This is a genomic window from Aciduricibacillus chroicocephali, assembly GCF_030762805.1.
Lineage (GTDB): Bacteria > Bacillota > Bacilli > Bacillales > Amphibacillaceae > Aciduricibacillus > Aciduricibacillus chroicocephali.
This window is the reverse complement of record NZ_CP129113.1, coordinates 97,501-113,512: the sequence shown is the minus strand read 5'-3', so window position 1 is coordinate 113,512 and position 16,012 is coordinate 97,501. Positions and strand designations below refer to the sequence as shown.

Below are 16,012 nucleotides of genomic sequence, written 5' to 3'. Positions count from 1 at the left end.
ATTTATGCAACGCATATGATTATATCCCATATGCAAAGCTGTGTCAACAGTCAATTAGCGACCAGATACGTCAACTTTTACGCCAGGGCCCATTGTTGAAGCGATGGCTACGTTCTTGATGTATGTGCCTTTAGCAGACTGTGGTTTAGCTTTGATCACTGTGTCGACGATCGCAAGCAAGTTCTCAGCAAGCTTGTTGTCTTCGAAAGAGATCTTTCCGATTGGAACATGTACGTTAGAAGACTTATCAACGCGGTATTCAACTTTACCAGCCTTGATTTCATTAACAGCCTTTTCAACTTCGAAAGTAACTGTTCCAGTCTTAGGGTTTGGCATAAGGCCTTTTGGTCCCAAGACACGGCCAAGCTTACCAACTTCAGCCATCATGTCAGGAGTTGCAACGATTACATCAAAATCGAACCAGCCTTGGTTGATTTTGTTGATCATGTCTGAATCTCCAACATAGTCAGCACCTGCTGCTTCAGCTTCCTTCGCTTTTTCGCCTTTAGCGAAAACTAGGACGCTTTGTGTTTTACCAGTACCGTGTGGCAATACCATTGCGCCACGGATTTGCTGGTCAGCTTTCTTAGGGTCAATTCCAAGACGGAAAGCTACTTCTACAGTTTCGTCGAAGTTTGCTTTAGCTGTCTTCTTGACCAATTCAATTGCTTCGTTTACATCATATGATTTAGTGCGATCAATCAGCTTGGAAGCTTCTTGATACTTCTTACCTCTTTTTGCCATTTATATTTCCTCCTCGTATGTGGTCGTGCGGGTTTACCCTCCCACTTGAACAAGCGTGTACATCACACACTCATCAGATGCCTGAGGCGATCAGCCGCCATGGAGAACCATGCGCGGATTATTTTCAATCGGGATGACATGCAATTCATAAAAAAGGTTGCGAGAATGGAGACCAAAATCGCAACCTGCTATGATAATGGGTGATCAGTCTTCGATCACAATACCCATGCTGCGTGCAGTACCTTCAACCATTAGCATTGCTGCTTCAACACTAGCAGCGTTCAAGTCAGGCATTTTTGTTTCAGCAATTTCTCTTACCTTGTCACGCTTGACAGTGGCAACTTTATTGCGGTTTGGTTCGCCTGAAGCTGTTTCGATTCCTGCCGCTTTCTTAAGAAGAACTGCAGCTGGCGGAGTCTTAGTGATGAATGTGAAAGATCTGTCTTCAAATACAGAAATTTCAACCGGAATGATCAAGCCCGCCTGATCTTGCGTGCGTGCGTTGAACTCCTTACAGAATCCCATGATGTTAACACCTGCTTGACCCAATGCCGGTCCAACTGGTGGTGCCGGGTTGGCTTTACCTGCAGGAATTTGCAATTTAACAACCTTGATTACGTTTTTAGCCACGAGACACACCTCCTTAAAGTCCGTGATGTGGTAATTGGGGATTGTCCCCTCCCACTCATCGTTGTCCTTGTCTCAAAATCATATAGGACATGAATAACATAAAAATTTTAGCATACATATTGATATAATGCAACCAGCCTTTGAAAAACTCTATAATTTTTCAACTTGGTTGAAATCAAGTTCAACCGGTGTTTCACGACCGAACATATTGACATGTACTTTAAGCTTCGCTTTATCGATATCAATATGTTCAATTGTTCCTTCGAAGTTCGCGAATGGACCTTCCATGACACGTACTGTTTCATTTAGTTCATAATCACTTTGAACAGGTTTGTCAGTTACGCCCATTCGTTTTAGAACAGTTTCTGCCTCACCTGGCAAAAGCGGTGTCGGCTTGGCACCCTGACCGCTGGAACCAACGAATCCTGTTACACCAGGTGTATTACGTACAACATACCATGAATCGTCCGTCATGATCATTTCCGCCAAAACATAACCCGGGAAGAATTTCTTCTTTGTAACTTTCTTCTTTCCGTCCTTGATTTCAGTTTCTTCGTCTTCCGGGACAATCACACGAAAAATCTTATCTTGCATCCCCATTGACTCGACGCGACGTTCAAGGTTCGTGCGCACTTTGTTCTCGTATCCGGAATACGTATGAATGACATACCAGTTTTTCTCCATAAAAACAGGACAATTCGCTTGTCCTTTTCCCTCCCTCTGACCATTGTCTAAATAATGACTGGCGGAGAAAAATTTCATCCGCAAGCAAATCTACTTAATGAATCCGTTCATCAAAAACAGCAATAATAACCAGCAATAAAAAAGCATATTAAAAAACCCGTCAATACCGGGTTTTTTATAAGAAATCTATTCAATTCGAATACATTATAGCATAATGCAAGGAAGATTATTCAAAGAATGTGTTCAATGCTTCGGAAATGCCGAAATCGACAAGGCCGAAGAATACGGCAAAAAACAACACTGTCGCAATGACAGTCACAGTGTAATTGAATAATTCCCGTCCTTTGGGCCAGCTGACCTTGGACATCTCCCGAGAGACATTCCTAAAGAATTTGAAGATTTTCATCTTTGTACCCCCATACTTTGCATAGCATGTGATGTGCACGAGATTATTTCGTTTCCCGGTGCATAGTATGCTTGCCGCATGCTTTGCAAAACTTCCGGACTTCCATACGTTCCGGATTTCCGGCTTTGTTCTTCGTCGTTGTATAATTGCGGCTGCTGCACTCGGCACAGCTCAAAACAATCTTTACATTCACCGTTTCACCCCGCAATTCGGGTTTATATGCTTCTACAAATGTAGCAGGTTGTCCAAACCCTGTCAATATCCGGAAGTACCCCTTTACCGCTCAATGTTGCATTTCGCTTGTCTCCATGAGCTGTTCAAGTTTTCGTTTTACACGCTGAAGAGCATTGTCAATTGACTTGATGTGGCGATTTAATTTCTCGGAAATCTCCTGGTATGTACAGCCGTCCAGATAAAGATGAAGAACTTGTTTCTCCAAACTGCTTAGCACTGAAGAAAGCTTAATTTCCATATCACCAAACCGCTCTCTGCTCACAAGCAGCTCTTCCGGGTTGACTGCGGTTGATTCCTCTATCACATCAAACAGAGTGCGCTCGGATTCTTCATCAAAAATCGGTTTATCAAGAGATATGTAGGAGTTAAGAGGCATATGCTTTTGCCTAGTTGCTGTCTTGATCGCTGTAATGATCTGCCTAGTAATGCACAGTTCGGCAAATGCCTTGAACGACGTGAGCTTGTCTCCATCAAAGTCCCTGATTGCTTTATACAATCCAATCATGCCTTCCTGGATTATATCCTCACGGTCAGCCCCGATCAAGAAGTAAGTCTGAGCTTTTGCCCGCACAAAGTTTTTGTACTTATGAATGAGCAAGTCGACCGCCTGACTGTTACCAAGCCGGATACGCTGCAGAAGTTCATCATCAATCATTGCATTTTTACTCTTTGTTGCAATTACCATTTCTTTAGCTATCACCGTATAAGACCCCCCGCCCTGCTGATCACCGTTATAAGTAAATATTATACAGTAAGCGCTTCCAACCGGTCAATGACACATTCTGTCGCATTCTGCCTATTAAAAAAAATTAATATTTCATACCTCTGCGCATCTTTTCAAATGCTTTTCTCACTTTGGGATCGAGAGGGATTTTGGGCTGAAACTTCCCGGCAGAGTACTCTTCTATTTCTATTGCGATCTCTCTCTCAATATTCTTCAACTCAATATAGAGTTCTCTTGCAGACTTGCGAAGGGCCCCTTGTCCAAAGATTGTCCGTTGCTCCGCAAAATCGGAAGTTGCCACATATACTTGGTTTTTGACGTTTTTCAGCGATTTGACAAGACGCTCGATACATTCATCCGCCGTCTCTCGCTCCTTTGTAAAAATAATCTCGACATCATAAGTCTTTAAGTTCGTCTGCAGCCCTCTCACTTCATATGCATCGAAAACAACAATCACTCTGGAACCGGAGTATGCCTGGTAATCCGCCATCCAATCAATGAGCAGATCACGCGCTTTTGCAAGCTCCTTGTCCTTAAGCTGTTGCAGTTCCGACCAGGCACCGATCATGTTGTAGCCATCCACTACGAGTATGTTCATCTCTACTCACCAAGCGGATGCCTGCTGCGAAATACTTCATAAAGCAATAGACTGCAGGCAACAGATGCATTAAGCGATGACACATGCCCTATCATCGGCAACCTAACATGCCAGTCACACTTCTTCCGCACAAGAGCTGACATGCCTTTTCCCTCATTACCAATGACAAGCGCAATTGGCAAAGTGCCGTCAAGCTGGCGATAGTCTTCCTTCCCGTCCGCATCTGTTCCGACAACCCATACGTTCCGCTCCTTCAATTGATCAATGACTCTAGCCATATTTGTTACACGAGCTACAGGTACATGTTCAAGGGCACCGGCAGCCGTCTTAGCCACAGTTGCCGTCAAACCGACCGAACGACGTTTTGGAATGATAACCCCGTGCGCCCCAACAGAGTCTGCTGTTCGCAAAATTGAACCGAGGTTATGGGGATCTTCAAGTTCATCAAGAATAATAAAGAATGGCTCCTCGCCTTTCTGCTCTGCTGCTTTGAAAAGATCTTCCACTTCTGCATATGCATAAGCTGCGGCATAGGCTATGATCCCCTGATGGTTCCCACTCGAAATCTGATCCAGTTTATTTTTTGGTACTTGCTGGATGATAGTTCCTGCCTGCTTAGCCAGCTTGCTAATCTGTGACTGCGTATTCGGATTGAGCCCTGAGGAAATGAGTACTTTGTTAACAGAATGACCAGATCGTAAAGCTTCCGTTACAGCATTTCTGCCAATGATGATTTCCTGTTCCATGATTTAATCTCCTTTTTTAAACTTCTAATGATCTTTAAAAAATGCGGGCTGGTCTCATTTACCAGTCCCGCCTATGATTCAAATTTATCGCTTATTCAGCCACGTTTCCAGCGCACACCTTGTGGCGTATCTTCCAATATAATATTCATCTCTTTAAGTTTATCACGGATTTCATCTGCACGTGCAAAGTTGCGGTCCTTGCGTGCTTGTGTTCGCTCTTCAATCAACGCATCAATTTCCTCATCAAGTAGTTCTGCTTCTCCTTCAAGACCGATACCCAGAACATCTAGCAGACTTTGGATCGTACTCTGGAATGCTTCAATCGTCTCTACAGAAGTCTGTCTCTCCTGCAAATAAACATTCGCCTCTTTGGCAATATCGAAAAGAACTGCAATCGCATTCGCTGTATTAAAGTCATCGTCCATATCTTTTTCGAATCGGGACTTAAACATTGCCAGCTTCTCCTGCCACTCTTTCTGGCCTTCTGGGAGATTAGTGCTCGCACCTTTGCGATGTTCCAGATTGAAATATGCTGTCTTGATTCTGTCGAGACCGTTCGCTGCAGCACCAAGCAACTCTTCGGAGAAGTTAATTGGATTCCGGTAATGGACACTCAGCATGAAGAAGCGAATCACTGCCGGATTGAACTTCTCTATTAACTCCCTTGCCAACACAAAGTTGCCAAGTGACTTGGACATCTTCTCATTATCAATGTTGATGTATCCATTATGCATCCAATAGTTAGCGAAGGTTTTCTCGTTTAGTGCCTCGGACTGAGCAATCTCATTCTCATGATGCGGGAAGGCAAGATCCTGCCCTCCAGCATGAATATCGATCGTTTCTCCAAGGTACTTCTTCGCCATTGCCGAGCATTCAATATGCCAACCCGGACGGCCGCTTCCCCAAGGTGCTTCCCAGGCAATCTCGCCGGGCTTTGCTCCTTTCCAGAGTGCAAAGTCAAGCGGATCCTCTTTAATATCACCTACCTGGATACGTGCACCAGAACGAAGTTCGTCAATTGACTGGTGGGACAGTTTCCCATACCCGTCAAAAGCTCGTGGTTTGAAATATACATCTCCATTAACCGCGTAAGCATAGCCCTTATCAATCAGTCCAGCCACAAAATCAATAATTTCCTGCATCGTATTTGTGACACGCGGATTATAAGTAGCTTCTTTTACGCCGAGAGCCTTCACATCTTCAAGGTAAGCATCAATATAGCGATTTGCCAGTTCTGTCACTGACTCACCAAGCTCATTGGCGCGATTTATAATTTTGTCATCAACATCTGTAAAGTTGAGTACATAGTCAACTTCATACCCTTTATACTCAAGATATCGGCGCACTGTATCAAAAACGATAGCCGGACGTGCATTCCCGATATGAATATAATTGTAAACAGTCGGTCCACATACGTACATGCTGACCTTTCCATCCACAATTGGTTTGAAGTCTTCCTTTTGTCTTGTCAGTGTATTATAAATTCGGATTGGCATCTTTTTTCCGCTCCTCTTTTTCTTTTAACATATTCAATTCTCCCTGCATCCGCTCTATTTGCAGCTTCAGCTCATTTAAACGATCAGCCATCGGATCCGGAAGCTTATGATGATCCAAATCACTTGGCCCAATTCTTTTACCATTTTGTACACGAACACGGCCTGGAATACCCACAACAGTCGAATGATCAGGAACATCTTTCAGAACGACAGACCCCGCTCCCACCTTAGAAGCTTCTCCTACCGTTATAGAACCCAAAACCTTGGCTCCAGTTGCAATAAGTGCATAATCCTTGATTGTAGGATGGCGCTTACCTTTCTCTTTACCAGTACCGCCAAGCGTCACCCCTTGATAGATTGTCACATCATTTCCTATTTCACACGTCTCCCCAATTACAACTCCCATACCGTGGTCAATAAAGAAGCGCCTTCCAATCGTTGCTCCAGGGTGAATCTCTATTCCAGTAAAGAAACGATTTATTTGAGAAATTACCCGAGCAATAAAATAGAATCTCCGCTTATAGAAAAAGTGGGCAACCCGATGTGACCAAATTGCATGCAACCCTGAATAAGTCAAGAATACTTCAATATAAGTCCTTGCTGCCGGATCCTGATGAAATACGGTATCCATGTCTTCTTTCATCCGCCTGAACATATTCATTCCGATCATTCCCCCCTTTTGCCTGCCTCCGTGACCAAGAGAACAGACTGTATATAAAAAAGGCGTCTCTGTGCAACGAATTGCACAGAGACGCCTGAAGCGCGGTTCCACTCTGCTTGAGGGACTATCAAACCTTCCCTCCTGCTCCATTCCGGATAACGGCCGGAACTTCCGCTGCCATGTACTGAATTTCCACAACAGACTCAGAGGTGCATTTCACAGGGTGCTCCCAAAGCCGCTCTCAGCAAATGCAGCTCTCTCTGAATGGGTACACTATTCCCGCTACTTCTCCTCGTCAATGCTTTCATGTATTGGATTTAATTCAATGTATGTTTCAAAATATCAACTGTGCAGTGACAGTGATATTAGGCTTCAAGTTTTTTCAGAAGCTGGTCAAGGCGCGAAAGAACAACCTCTTTACCAAGCAGCTCAATCGCTGTCTGAAGCTCAGGGCCATGTACCTGTCCAGTAGTTGCTACACGGATTGGCATGAACAGCTTCTTGCCACGATGACCTGTTTCCTTCTGAGTTGCTTTGATTTGTGCCTTAATCTCATCACCTGTAAAGTCATCAAGGTGAATCAGCTTATCTGTAAATACTTGAAGAACTTCTGGTACTTGTTCTTCGTTTAGAATTTCCATAGCTTCTTCATCATAATCAATATCAGTTTTAAAGAACAACTCTGTGAGATCGACTATCTCCGCTCCATAACGAAGTTGTTCGCGATAGAGCGCAATTACACGCTCAGCCCAAGTACGCTGCTCATCATCCATATCGGCAGGGAGTCTTCCTGCTTCAATTAGATATGGCATAGCCAATGCAATGACATCTTTAACATCGGAAGCTTTAATATATTCGTTGTTCATCCACTTCAGTTTCTGAGCATCAAAAATAGCCGCTGATGTAGAAAGTCTCGCTGGGTCAAAAATCTCAATCAATGTTTCACGATTAAAGATCTCTTCCTCACCAACTGGAGACCAGCCAAGAAGAGAAATGAAATTGAAGAGAGCCTCCGGCAAATAGCCAAGATCCTTGTACTGCTCAATGAACTGGACAATATGCTGATCACGCTTACTCAATTTCTTGCGGTCTTCATTCAGAATTAGCGTCATATGGCCGAACTGTGGAGGCTCCCAACCGAATGCATTATAGATCATCATCTGCTTTGGCGTATTGGAAATATGCTCTTCACCACGAAGCACATGGCTGATTTTCATTAGGTGGTCGTCAATTGCAACTGCAAAGTTATAAGTCGGAATGCCGTCTTTTTTCACAATTACCCAGTCACCGAAGTCACTTGATTCAAATGTAATATTGTCGCGTACAAGGTCGTTAAACGTATAAGTAACGCCTTCCGGTACGCGGAAACGGATAGATGGCTTACGGCCTTCAGCTTCAAACTCAGCAATCTGTTCTGCTGTCAAATTACGATGCTTCCCAGAATACTTTGGTACCTGACCATTAGCTCGCTGTTCTTCACGTTCCGCTTCCAGTTCCTCTTCTGTCATGTAACACTTGTAGGCGAGCCCACGTTCAAGAAGCTCGTCCGTATATTTCTTGTAAAGGTCTAATCTCTCCATTTGGCGATATGGACCATAGTCACCGCCCAAGTCAGCACCTTCATCCCATTCCACGCCGAGCCATTTCAAGAAATGCAGCTGGCTTTCCTCGCCGCCTTCCACGTTACGCTTCTGGTCTGTATCTTCAATACGAAGAACCATTTTGCCTCCGAAATGTCTTGCATACAAATAATTGAACAATGCTGTGCGTGCGTTACCGATATGCAAATGTCCTGTTGGACTTGGTGCATAGCGCACTCGTACTTCGTTTGTCATTTCCATGCCCCTCTCTTAATGAGCAGAATTACCTGAATAAATGTGCTGAACCGTTCATAACCAGAAATAAAAAGTGATAACACATCTATGTTATCACTTTTTGTTTATCCTATTAAGTTATACCGAATTTACTGGGCTTTTTCAAGTAATTTCGGCTTGGCGAAGATCATCCGGCCGGCAGAAGTCTGCAGTACGCTTGTAATCAACACTTTGATTGTTTTACCGATATACTCTTTACCTTCTTCCACGACAATCATCGTACCATCGTCAAGATAGGCAACACCCTGATTGTGTTCCTTGCCATCTTTGATGACCTGAACTTCTAACTGTTCTCCAGGAAGCACGACAGGCTTAACTGCATTGGCTAAATCATTAATGTTCAATACAGGTACACCCTGGAAGTCACAAACCTTATTCAGATTGAAGTCATTTGTAACAACGATACCATCCATAACTTTTGCCAGCTTAATAAGCTTACTGTCCACTTCAGCAATTTCCTCAAAATCGCCTTCGTAGATTTCAACATGAATCGGCAGCTCTTTTTGGATACGATTCAGAATATCGAGGCCTCTGCGTCCCCGATTTCTCTTCAATGCATCGGATGAATCCGCAATATGCTGCAGTTCACCAAGCACGAATTGAGGAATTACAATCGTCCCTTCAAGGAAACTCGTCTGACAGATATCCGCGATACGCCCGTCAATGATGACACTCGTATCAAGAATTTTAGGCTTAGGCTGAGCACCTGCCATTTCCCTCTGTTCTTCTTGATGTTCTTCTTTCGTCCGTCTTCTTTCTTTTCGATTCAGCAGATTCGTAAACTCATCACGTCTCCGGAACCCGACCTGGAAGCCCATATACCCTGCCAAAATGGTAATAAAGATTGGCAGTACTTGAGAAAATATACGAAACTTGATTTCCTGAAGCGGAATCGTGATTAGAAAAGCAACGACAAGGCCTAGGATGAGACCGATCGTCCCAAAGAAAAGATCCGCAGCCGGAATTCGAATAAGTCCGTCTTCCACCCATTTGAAGAAATCGACCAAATAGTCCGCAACAAAATAAGAGAGAAGAAAAAGAATAATAGCGCCGACAATGCATCCAAAGATTGAAGAAGTCGCAATACGTGAATCACCGAGTCCGGCAAGTGTCGCTACAGCAGGGAGATATAAGTAACCCATCATCCCGCCAAGCACAATAAAGAACAAGTGTACTATCTTTTTTAGCATAATCGTCACCTCCCAGCATATATATAATTCCCTTTATGATTAAACACTAATCTGTTATTTTTAAAGTTTATCCACTAAAACATAACATAGCGATTTTTCCCAGTCAATTTTAAACAGGCCAATCCCATTTAAGTTACTTGGATTTTACAAAACTGCCTTATTTCGGACAAAATCCCTTCTTTATTGCCCAACTTTACTTGCCAAGCCCAACGTCGAGAGCTTCACGGACAGAGTTCACCCCGACTACTTGTAAATTGTTCGGTACTGTCCAGCCCTCCAGGTTCTTCGCAGGGCAAATTACACGTTTGAATCCAAGTTTCGCCGCTTCCTGGACTCGTTGCTCAATTCTTGAGACACGGCGGATTTCTCCTGTTAATCCAACCTCGCCAATGAAAATATCCTGTGGCTCTGTTGGCTGATCTCGGAAGCTTGAAGCAATCGCAACTGCTATGGCAAGGTCTATTGCTGGTTCATCAAGCTTTACACCGCCCGCTACTTTAATATATGCATCCTGATTTTGCAGCATGAGCCCTACACGTTTCTCAAGCACAGCCATCAGCAGCGGTACTCGGTTATGATCCACCCCAGTGGCCATTCGGCGTGGGTTTCCAAAGCTTGTCGGCGAAATCAATGCCTGAATCTCGACAAGTACAGGCCGTGTACCTTCCATGGATGCAACAATTGTTGATCCTGCCGCTCCTTGAGAACGCTCCTCCAGGAAAATCTCTGACGGGTTGAGCACTTCTCTCAAACCCTCTTCCTTCATCTCAAAGATTCCCATCTCGTTCGTACTGCCAAAACGGTTTTTAACGCTTCGGAGGATCCTGTAAGTGTGATGTCTTTCTCCTTCAAAGTAAAGTACAGCATCCACCATATGTTCCAATATACGCGGTCCGGCAATAGACCCTTCTTTTGTAACATGACCGACAATGAAAATTGGGATACCATTCATCTTAGCGATTTTCATTAATTCACCTGTACACTCTCGGACTTGAGATACGCTACCAGGTGCACTTGTCACTTCTTCTTTAAAAATTGTCTGGATTGAATCAATTACAACGAACGACGGCTTGATCTCTTCAATTTGTTTTGCAATATCAAACAGATTCGTTTCCGCCAGAACATATAGCTGATCTGAGCCGATATCGAGTCGATCTGCACGCAATTTTGTCTGTCTTACTGATTCCTCACCAGAAATATAGAGAACCGATAACTCCTTATCTGCCAGCTGGGCAGAAATCTGAAGCAAAAGTGTGGACTTGCCAATTCCCGGGTCGCCCCCAACCAAGACAAGAGAACCTGGTACAATACCACCACCTAGGACTCGGTTGAATTCCGGCATGGCTGTTTTGACACGAGGTTCCTTCTCAGACTCGATAGCCGTAATTTTCTCAGGTTTGCTTTTGAAGGACTGATCACGCCCAAAACCAAACGTATGGCGACTGGCAGAGGCTCCTGTCATTTCTACTTCTTCTACAAAAGTGTTCCATTTACCGCACCCTGGACATTTGCCCATCCATTTAGCAGATTCATAACCACATTCCTGACATGCAAACTTTGTTTTACGCTTGGCCAATCTTTTTTTCACCCTTTCACCATATATCCATTATATAGAAAAATCACCGCCGAAAAATTACAATCCTTTTTCAATATCCGCCATATGCAGACATATGAAAAGCCGACAGTGTCGAAATCTGCCGGCTTTTCCCAATTTTTAAGGGAGTACAGTAAATTCACCTTTTTTGCTCAGTCCAATTTTTGCCTTTTCACCTTTGTTCAAAGATCCTTTCAGCAACTCTTCGGAGAGCAGGTCTTCGATGTTCTTCTGTAAAGAACGACGAAGCGGACGAGCTCCATAGTCAGGATCATAACCATCTTCAACAATCTTATCGATAGCTTTATCCGTCAATGTGAAGTCGATTTCCTGCTCATGCAGACGCTTCTGCAATTGGTCGATCATCAATGTCACAATATCCTTCATATGTTTCTTCTCAAGTGAATGGAACACAATGATCTCGTCGATACGATTCAGGAATTCAGGACGGAATGTCTTCTTCAGCTCACCCATCACTTTAGACTTCATATCCTTGTGATCTTGCGCTTCGTCTCCTACATTAAAGCCGACAAATTTATTCCGCTTCAGCTCACTTGCTCCCACATTGGAAGTCATAATAATGACTGTATTACGGAAGTCTACGACACGGCCCTTGGAATCCGTCAGACGACCATCTTCAAGTACTTGGAGCAGGATGTTAAATACTTCTGGATGCGCTTTTTCAATCTCATCGAGTAGCACAACAGAGTATGGCTTGCGGCGTACTTTCTCTGTAAGCTGGCCACCCTCTTCATAACCGACATATCCAGGAGGTGAACCTACAAGACGCGAAGTCGAGTGCTTCTCCATATACTCGGACATATCAACTCGAATCATGGCATCTTCATCAGCAAACATAACTTCGGCAAGAGCTCTCGCAAGCTCTGTTTTCCCAACCCCTGTCGGACCTAGGAAAATGAACGAGCCAATTGGTCGCTTTGGATCTTTAAGGCCCGCACGCGCTCTTCGGATTGCTTTAGAAATTGCAGTAACTGCCTCACCTTGCCCGATAACACGGTTATGAAGTGTTTCCTCCATGCTGAGAAGACGATCACTTTCATCCTTTGTCATCTTAGCAACTGGAATTCCTGTCCAGATAGAAACGACACTTGCGATATCATCAACAGTGACCTCTGTATTTTCCTGGCCCTGTTTTTCTTTCCATTCGTTCTTTGTTTCTTCAAGTTCTTCACGAAGTCGTTGTTCAGAATCCCGCAATGAAGCAGCTTTTTCAAATTCCTGGCTCTGAACAGCTGCGTCCTTCTCCTTGCGAACTGAATCTAGATTCTGCTCCAATTCCTTTAAGTTTGGTGGAATTGTATACGACTTAAGCCGTACTTTAGAACCAGCCTCATCAATCAGGTCGATTGCTTTATCCGGAAGGAAGCGCTCAGTTATATAACGCTCTGACAAGTTCGCAGCCGCCTCAATTGCTTCGTCTGTAATTTTCACACGATGATGGGCCTCATAACGATCACGAAGTCCTTTAAGAATCTGAATCGTTTCCTCAACTGTTGGCTCATCAACCTGAATTGGCTGGAAACGACGTTCAAGTGCTGCATCTTTTTCAATATATTTGCGGTACTCTTCTAATGTAGTCGCACCGATACACTGAATTTCCCCTCGTGATAGAGCAGGCTTCAAGATGTTTGATGCATCAATAGCACCTTCAGCTCCGCCAGCCCCAATTAATGTATGCAATTCGTCAATGAACAGAATGACATTGCCTGCCTGGCGAATCTCCTCCATCACTTTCTTGAGACGATCTTCAAATTCACCGCGATATTTAGTTCCAGCTACAACAGTACCCATATCGAGTGTCATGACACGCTTATCACGAAGCGTTTCAGGAACTTCATTATCGACGATCTGCTGAGCGAGACCTTCAGCAACAGCTGTTTTACCAACACCTGGTTCTCCAATAAGTACAGGATTATTCTTCGTACGGCGGCTGAGCACCTGAATGACACGCTCTATTTCCTTGTCACGGCCAATAACCGGATCGACCTTGCCGTCACGTGCGCTTGCAGTAAGGTCCTTCGCCAAAGAATCTAGGGTTGGTGTGCTTGCTGTAGCTGCCTGATTGCGCCCTTGTCTTCCAGCTTGTGATTCATTGCTGCCAAGAAGCTGCAAAACTTGTTGGCGTGCTTTGTTCAAGCTTACTCCAAGATTGTTCAGCACACGAGCTGCTACACCCTCACCTTCGCGAATCAACCCAAGCAGAATATGTTCTGTCCCGACATAAGAATGGCCAAGCTTGCGAGCTTCATCCTGTGAAAGCTCAACGACCTTTTTTGCCCTCGGTGTGTAATGGATTGTCTGCATTGACTGCTGACCAGTGCCAATCAGCTCTTCTACTTCTTCCTGAATCTTCTCTGCCTCGAGTCCGAGTGACTGCAATGCTTTAGCTGCTATTCCCTCACCCTCGCGGATCAGTCCGAGCAGAATATGTTCTGTCCCGATATTATTATGGCCGAGCCTGACAGCCTCTTCCTGAGAAAGTGCCAGTACTTTTTGAGCTCTTTCCGTAAAACGTCCAAACATCATATCGCATTCCTCCAGTTCAATTCTCCATTAACAAGCGCTCACGCACAAGCGTTGCCCGCAATACATCCCGATCCTCTGCAGCAAGAACGCCATCTGCATAATGCTGCAAGAAACCTGGTTGAGTAAGGATCATTAACTCATTCAATATTTGACCGGAAATCTCCTTGATTATTCCCAAATCAATTCCTAGTCGAACATTTGAGAGGCATTTTGCAGCCTCCTTGGAATCAAGAATCCGGCTATGCTGAAGCACCCCGTATGATCTGAATATTCTGTCCTCAAGCCGCATACCTGATTGTTCCTGCAGATGCTTTCGAGCTTTTCTTTCATGGTCTATCAATTGCCGGACGATGCTCTCGAGATCTGAAACAATATCTGCTTCCGACTTGCCCATCGTAATCTGATTGGATATCTGGAATATGTTCCCTCTTGCTTCACTTCCCTCACCATACAAGCCACGGACAACAAGGCCAAGTTGGTTAATTGCGGGAATAAGGCGATTAACCTGCCTCGTAATAACAAGACCCGGCAAATGCATCATGACAGAAGCTCTCATTCCAGTACCAGCATTCGTTGGGCAGCTTGATAGATAGCCCCATTTTTCATCATATGCATAGTCAATCTTTTGCTCCAACCAATCATCAAGCTCAAAGGCTCGGTTCAATGTTTCCTCTAGTTGAAAACCTGGAAGATAAAGCTGCAGTCGAATATGATCTTCTTCATTTACCATGATGGATACTTGTTCATTCTCAGAAATCAGCATTGCTGATGTACCTGTGCGTTTCAAAAGCACTGGACTGATTAAATGTTTCTCGATAAGCATCCTTTTTTCAATGGTGGACAAATTAGCCATCTGCACATATTCGAAATTCTCATATTCTTTGAAGGACTTGTCAGCAAATTCATTTCCTATGAAATCTGTCACTCGCCGCAATTCACGCTCATCTGCAATGATTGGAAAAACAACATCACTGAAGTTGCGTGCCAGTCTGATTCGGCTACTCATGACGATATCGCTGTCCGGGCCTTCTTCTCTCATCCACGGGCTCAACGCTTCATCAATAAAATGATTCAGGCTCATCTTTCATCACCTGCTTCCCGATGTTCAGTCTGCTTCCTTTCCAGTGCGCGAATTTCATCACGAACCTCGGCGGCTTCCTCAAAGTTCTCTTGTTCAATTAAATGCTGAAGCTCGCTTCTTAAACCGAGTATCTGCTTTTTAATATGCAGAGATCCACCCTTGCGTTTTGGAATTTTACCTTGATGACGAATATTACCACTATGTACGCGCCGGAATACTGGGTCTAGCTTGTCAGAGAAGGTGTAGTAGCATTCAGCACAGCCGAACTTACCAATCCTTTTAAATTCCGTAAAGCTCATACCGCATTTCGGGCATCTTGTCGGTTCCTTTTGACTTACCGGCTCTGTCTTCTGAGATGCCGGTTCCATATTAAACAGACCAAACAAAAGGTCCTGCAATGAATAGCCATCTTCTTGCCCGGACAAGTACCCTCTTTCCTTGGCGCATTGTTCACAAAGATGCACTTCTTTTTTCTGTCCATTTACAGATTGTGCAAAGTGGAGGGTAGCATCACGTTCATGACAATCTTGACACTCCATCACCCATCCCCCTTTATGACTCATTCATATACTTTAAAGCTGAAAGCATTGCCTTAAGAATCCTTGCACGAACTTCATCACGTAATGGCAACTGGAATGATAATGTATTACGTTCCACTGCACTTAGCATGATTCTGGCCTCCCGAGGAGAAATGACTTCTTCCTCAGCCAATCTTTCAAGGACGTCTACTGCTGCCTGTTGGCTTACACTATCCCCGATCATCCCAATGACATCATCAATAAGGGCTGCTTGATCTTCATGCT

18 protein-coding genes and 2 other annotated features (2 of these 20 running past the window's edge) are annotated in these 16,012 nt (G+C 44.2%); of the genes, 1 reads left to right on the top strand and 17 read right to left on the bottom strand.

All coding sequences use genetic code 11. The features are described from left to right. Nucleotides 1-5 (bottom strand) — a sequence feature (ribosomal protein L10 leader region) (it extends 149 nt beyond the left edge of the window). A gap of 49 nt (nt 6-54) precedes the next feature. The 6 genes from rplA to sigH form a co-directional block, all read right to left on the bottom strand. After that, the gene (rplA, locus tag QR721_RS00645; RefSeq protein ID WP_348028186.1) at nt 55-744 is read right to left on the bottom strand and encodes a 50S ribosomal protein L1; all 690 of its coding nucleotides are present in this window, start codon (nt 742-744) and stop codon (nt 55-57) included. A gap of 204 nt (nt 745-948) precedes the next feature. Further along, complete coding sequence (rplK, locus tag QR721_RS00640; protein WP_348028184.1) at nt 949-1,374, bottom strand: 50S ribosomal protein L11; 426 nt, start codon at nt 1,372-1,374, stop codon at nt 949-951. Between the two features lie 150 nt (nt 1,375-1,524). After that, the gene (gene nusG / locus QR721_RS00635) at nt 1,525-2,058 is read right to left on the bottom strand and encodes a transcription termination/antitermination protein NusG (protein WP_348029754.1); all 534 of its coding nucleotides are present in this window, start codon (nt 2,056-2,058) and stop codon (nt 1,525-1,527) included. A gap of 226 nt (nt 2,059-2,284) precedes the next feature. After that, nucleotides 2,285-2,458, bottom strand: coding sequence for a preprotein translocase subunit SecE (secE, locus tag QR721_RS00630; protein WP_348029753.1), 174 nt, complete (start codon nt 2,456-2,458; stop codon nt 2,285-2,287). A gap of 49 nt (nt 2,459-2,507) precedes the next feature. Further along, nucleotides 2,508-2,657 carry a 50S ribosomal protein L33 gene (rpmG, locus tag QR721_RS00625; protein ID WP_348029752.1) on the bottom strand — a complete coding sequence of 50 codons (150 nt, stop codon included), beginning with the start codon at nt 2,655-2,657 and terminating at the stop codon, nt 2,508-2,510. A 90-nt stretch (nt 2,658-2,747) separates the two neighbouring features. Next, entirely contained in the window at nt 2,748-3,353 is a 606-nt protein-coding gene (gene sigH / locus QR721_RS00620; protein ID WP_348029751.1) for an RNA polymerase sporulation sigma factor SigH, read from the bottom strand. Here sigH and QR721_RS13865 point away from each other — a divergent pair. Then, complete coding sequence (locus QR721_RS13865; protein ID WP_431189526.1) at nt 3,310-3,405, top strand: archaellin/type IV pilin N-terminal domain-containing protein; 96 nt, start codon at nt 3,310-3,312, stop codon at nt 3,403-3,405. The genes sigH and QR721_RS13865 overlap by 44 nt on opposite strands. A 102-nt stretch (nt 3,406-3,507) precedes the next feature. Here QR721_RS13865 and QR721_RS00615 read toward each other — a convergent pair whose 3' ends face one another. From QR721_RS00615 to QR721_RS00565, 11 genes are all read right to left on the bottom strand, one after another. Further along, nucleotides 3,508-4,020, bottom strand: a complete 513-nt coding sequence (locus tag QR721_RS00615; RefSeq protein ID WP_348028182.1) for an NYN domain-containing protein — start codon at nt 4,018-4,020, stop codon at nt 3,508-3,510. Between the two features lie 2 nt (nt 4,021-4,022). Further along, nucleotides 4,023-4,766 carry a 23S rRNA (guanosine(2251)-2'-O)-methyltransferase RlmB gene (gene rlmB / locus QR721_RS00610; protein WP_348028180.1) on the bottom strand — a complete coding sequence of 248 codons (744 nt, stop codon included), beginning with the start codon at nt 4,764-4,766 and terminating at the stop codon, nt 4,023-4,025. Between the two features lie 95 nt (nt 4,767-4,861). Continuing rightward, on the bottom strand, nt 4,862-6,262 hold the full coding sequence (gene cysS, locus QR721_RS00605; protein WP_348028178.1) for a cysteine--tRNA ligase: 1,401 nt from the start codon (nt 6,260-6,262) through the stop codon (nt 4,862-4,864). Then, the gene (cysE, locus tag QR721_RS00600; RefSeq protein WP_348029750.1) at nt 6,243-6,917 is read right to left on the bottom strand and encodes a serine O-acetyltransferase; all 675 of its coding nucleotides are present in this window, start codon (nt 6,915-6,917) and stop codon (nt 6,243-6,245) included. Before cysE ends, cysS begins: the two co-directional genes overlap by 20 nt. 89 nt (nt 6,918-7,006) lie before the next feature. Further along, nucleotides 7,007-7,231, bottom strand: a binding site (T-box leader). 57 nt (nt 7,232-7,288) lie between these two features. Continuing rightward, a complete protein-coding gene (gltX, locus tag QR721_RS00595) occupies nt 7,289-8,758 on the bottom strand; it encodes a glutamate--tRNA ligase (RefSeq protein WP_348028176.1) in 1,470 nt (489 codons plus the stop codon). 128 nt (nt 8,759-8,886) lie between these two features. Further along, nucleotides 8,887-9,987 carry a PIN/TRAM domain-containing protein gene (locus QR721_RS00590; RefSeq protein ID WP_348028174.1) on the bottom strand — a complete coding sequence of 367 codons (1,101 nt, stop codon included), beginning with the start codon at nt 9,985-9,987 and terminating at the stop codon, nt 8,887-8,889. Nucleotides 9,988-10,180: 193 nt separating this feature from the next. Further along, nucleotides 10,181-11,563 carry a DNA repair protein RadA gene (gene radA / locus QR721_RS00585; RefSeq protein ID WP_348028172.1) on the bottom strand — a complete coding sequence of 461 codons (1,383 nt, stop codon included), beginning with the start codon at nt 11,561-11,563 and terminating at the stop codon, nt 10,181-10,183. 138 nt (nt 11,564-11,701) lie between these two features. Then, a complete protein-coding gene (clpC, locus tag QR721_RS00580) occupies nt 11,702-14,128 on the bottom strand; it encodes an ATP-dependent protease ATP-binding subunit ClpC (RefSeq protein WP_348028170.1) in 2,427 nt (808 codons plus the stop codon). A gap of 16 nt (nt 14,129-14,144) precedes the next feature. Further along, nucleotides 14,145-15,209 (bottom strand): protein-arginine kinase McsB, encoded by a 1,065-nt coding sequence (gene mcsB / locus QR721_RS00575; protein ID WP_348028168.1) that lies wholly within the window; start codon nt 15,207-15,209, stop codon nt 14,145-14,147. Next, entirely contained in the window at nt 15,206-15,748 is a 543-nt protein-coding gene (gene mcsA, locus QR721_RS00570) for a protein-arginine kinase activator protein McsA (protein ID WP_348028166.1), read from the bottom strand. The genes mcsB and mcsA overlap by 4 nt, the downstream gene beginning before the upstream one ends. A gap of 13 nt (nt 15,749-15,761) precedes the next feature. Beyond that, nucleotides 15,762-16,012: the 3' portion of a CtsR family transcriptional regulator gene (locus QR721_RS00565; protein WP_348028164.1), read on the bottom strand. 220 nt of this gene lie beyond the right edge of the window; the window shows 251 of its 471 coding nt (coding positions 221-471); the start codon falls outside the window, past its right edge; it ends in the stop codon at nt 15,762-15,764.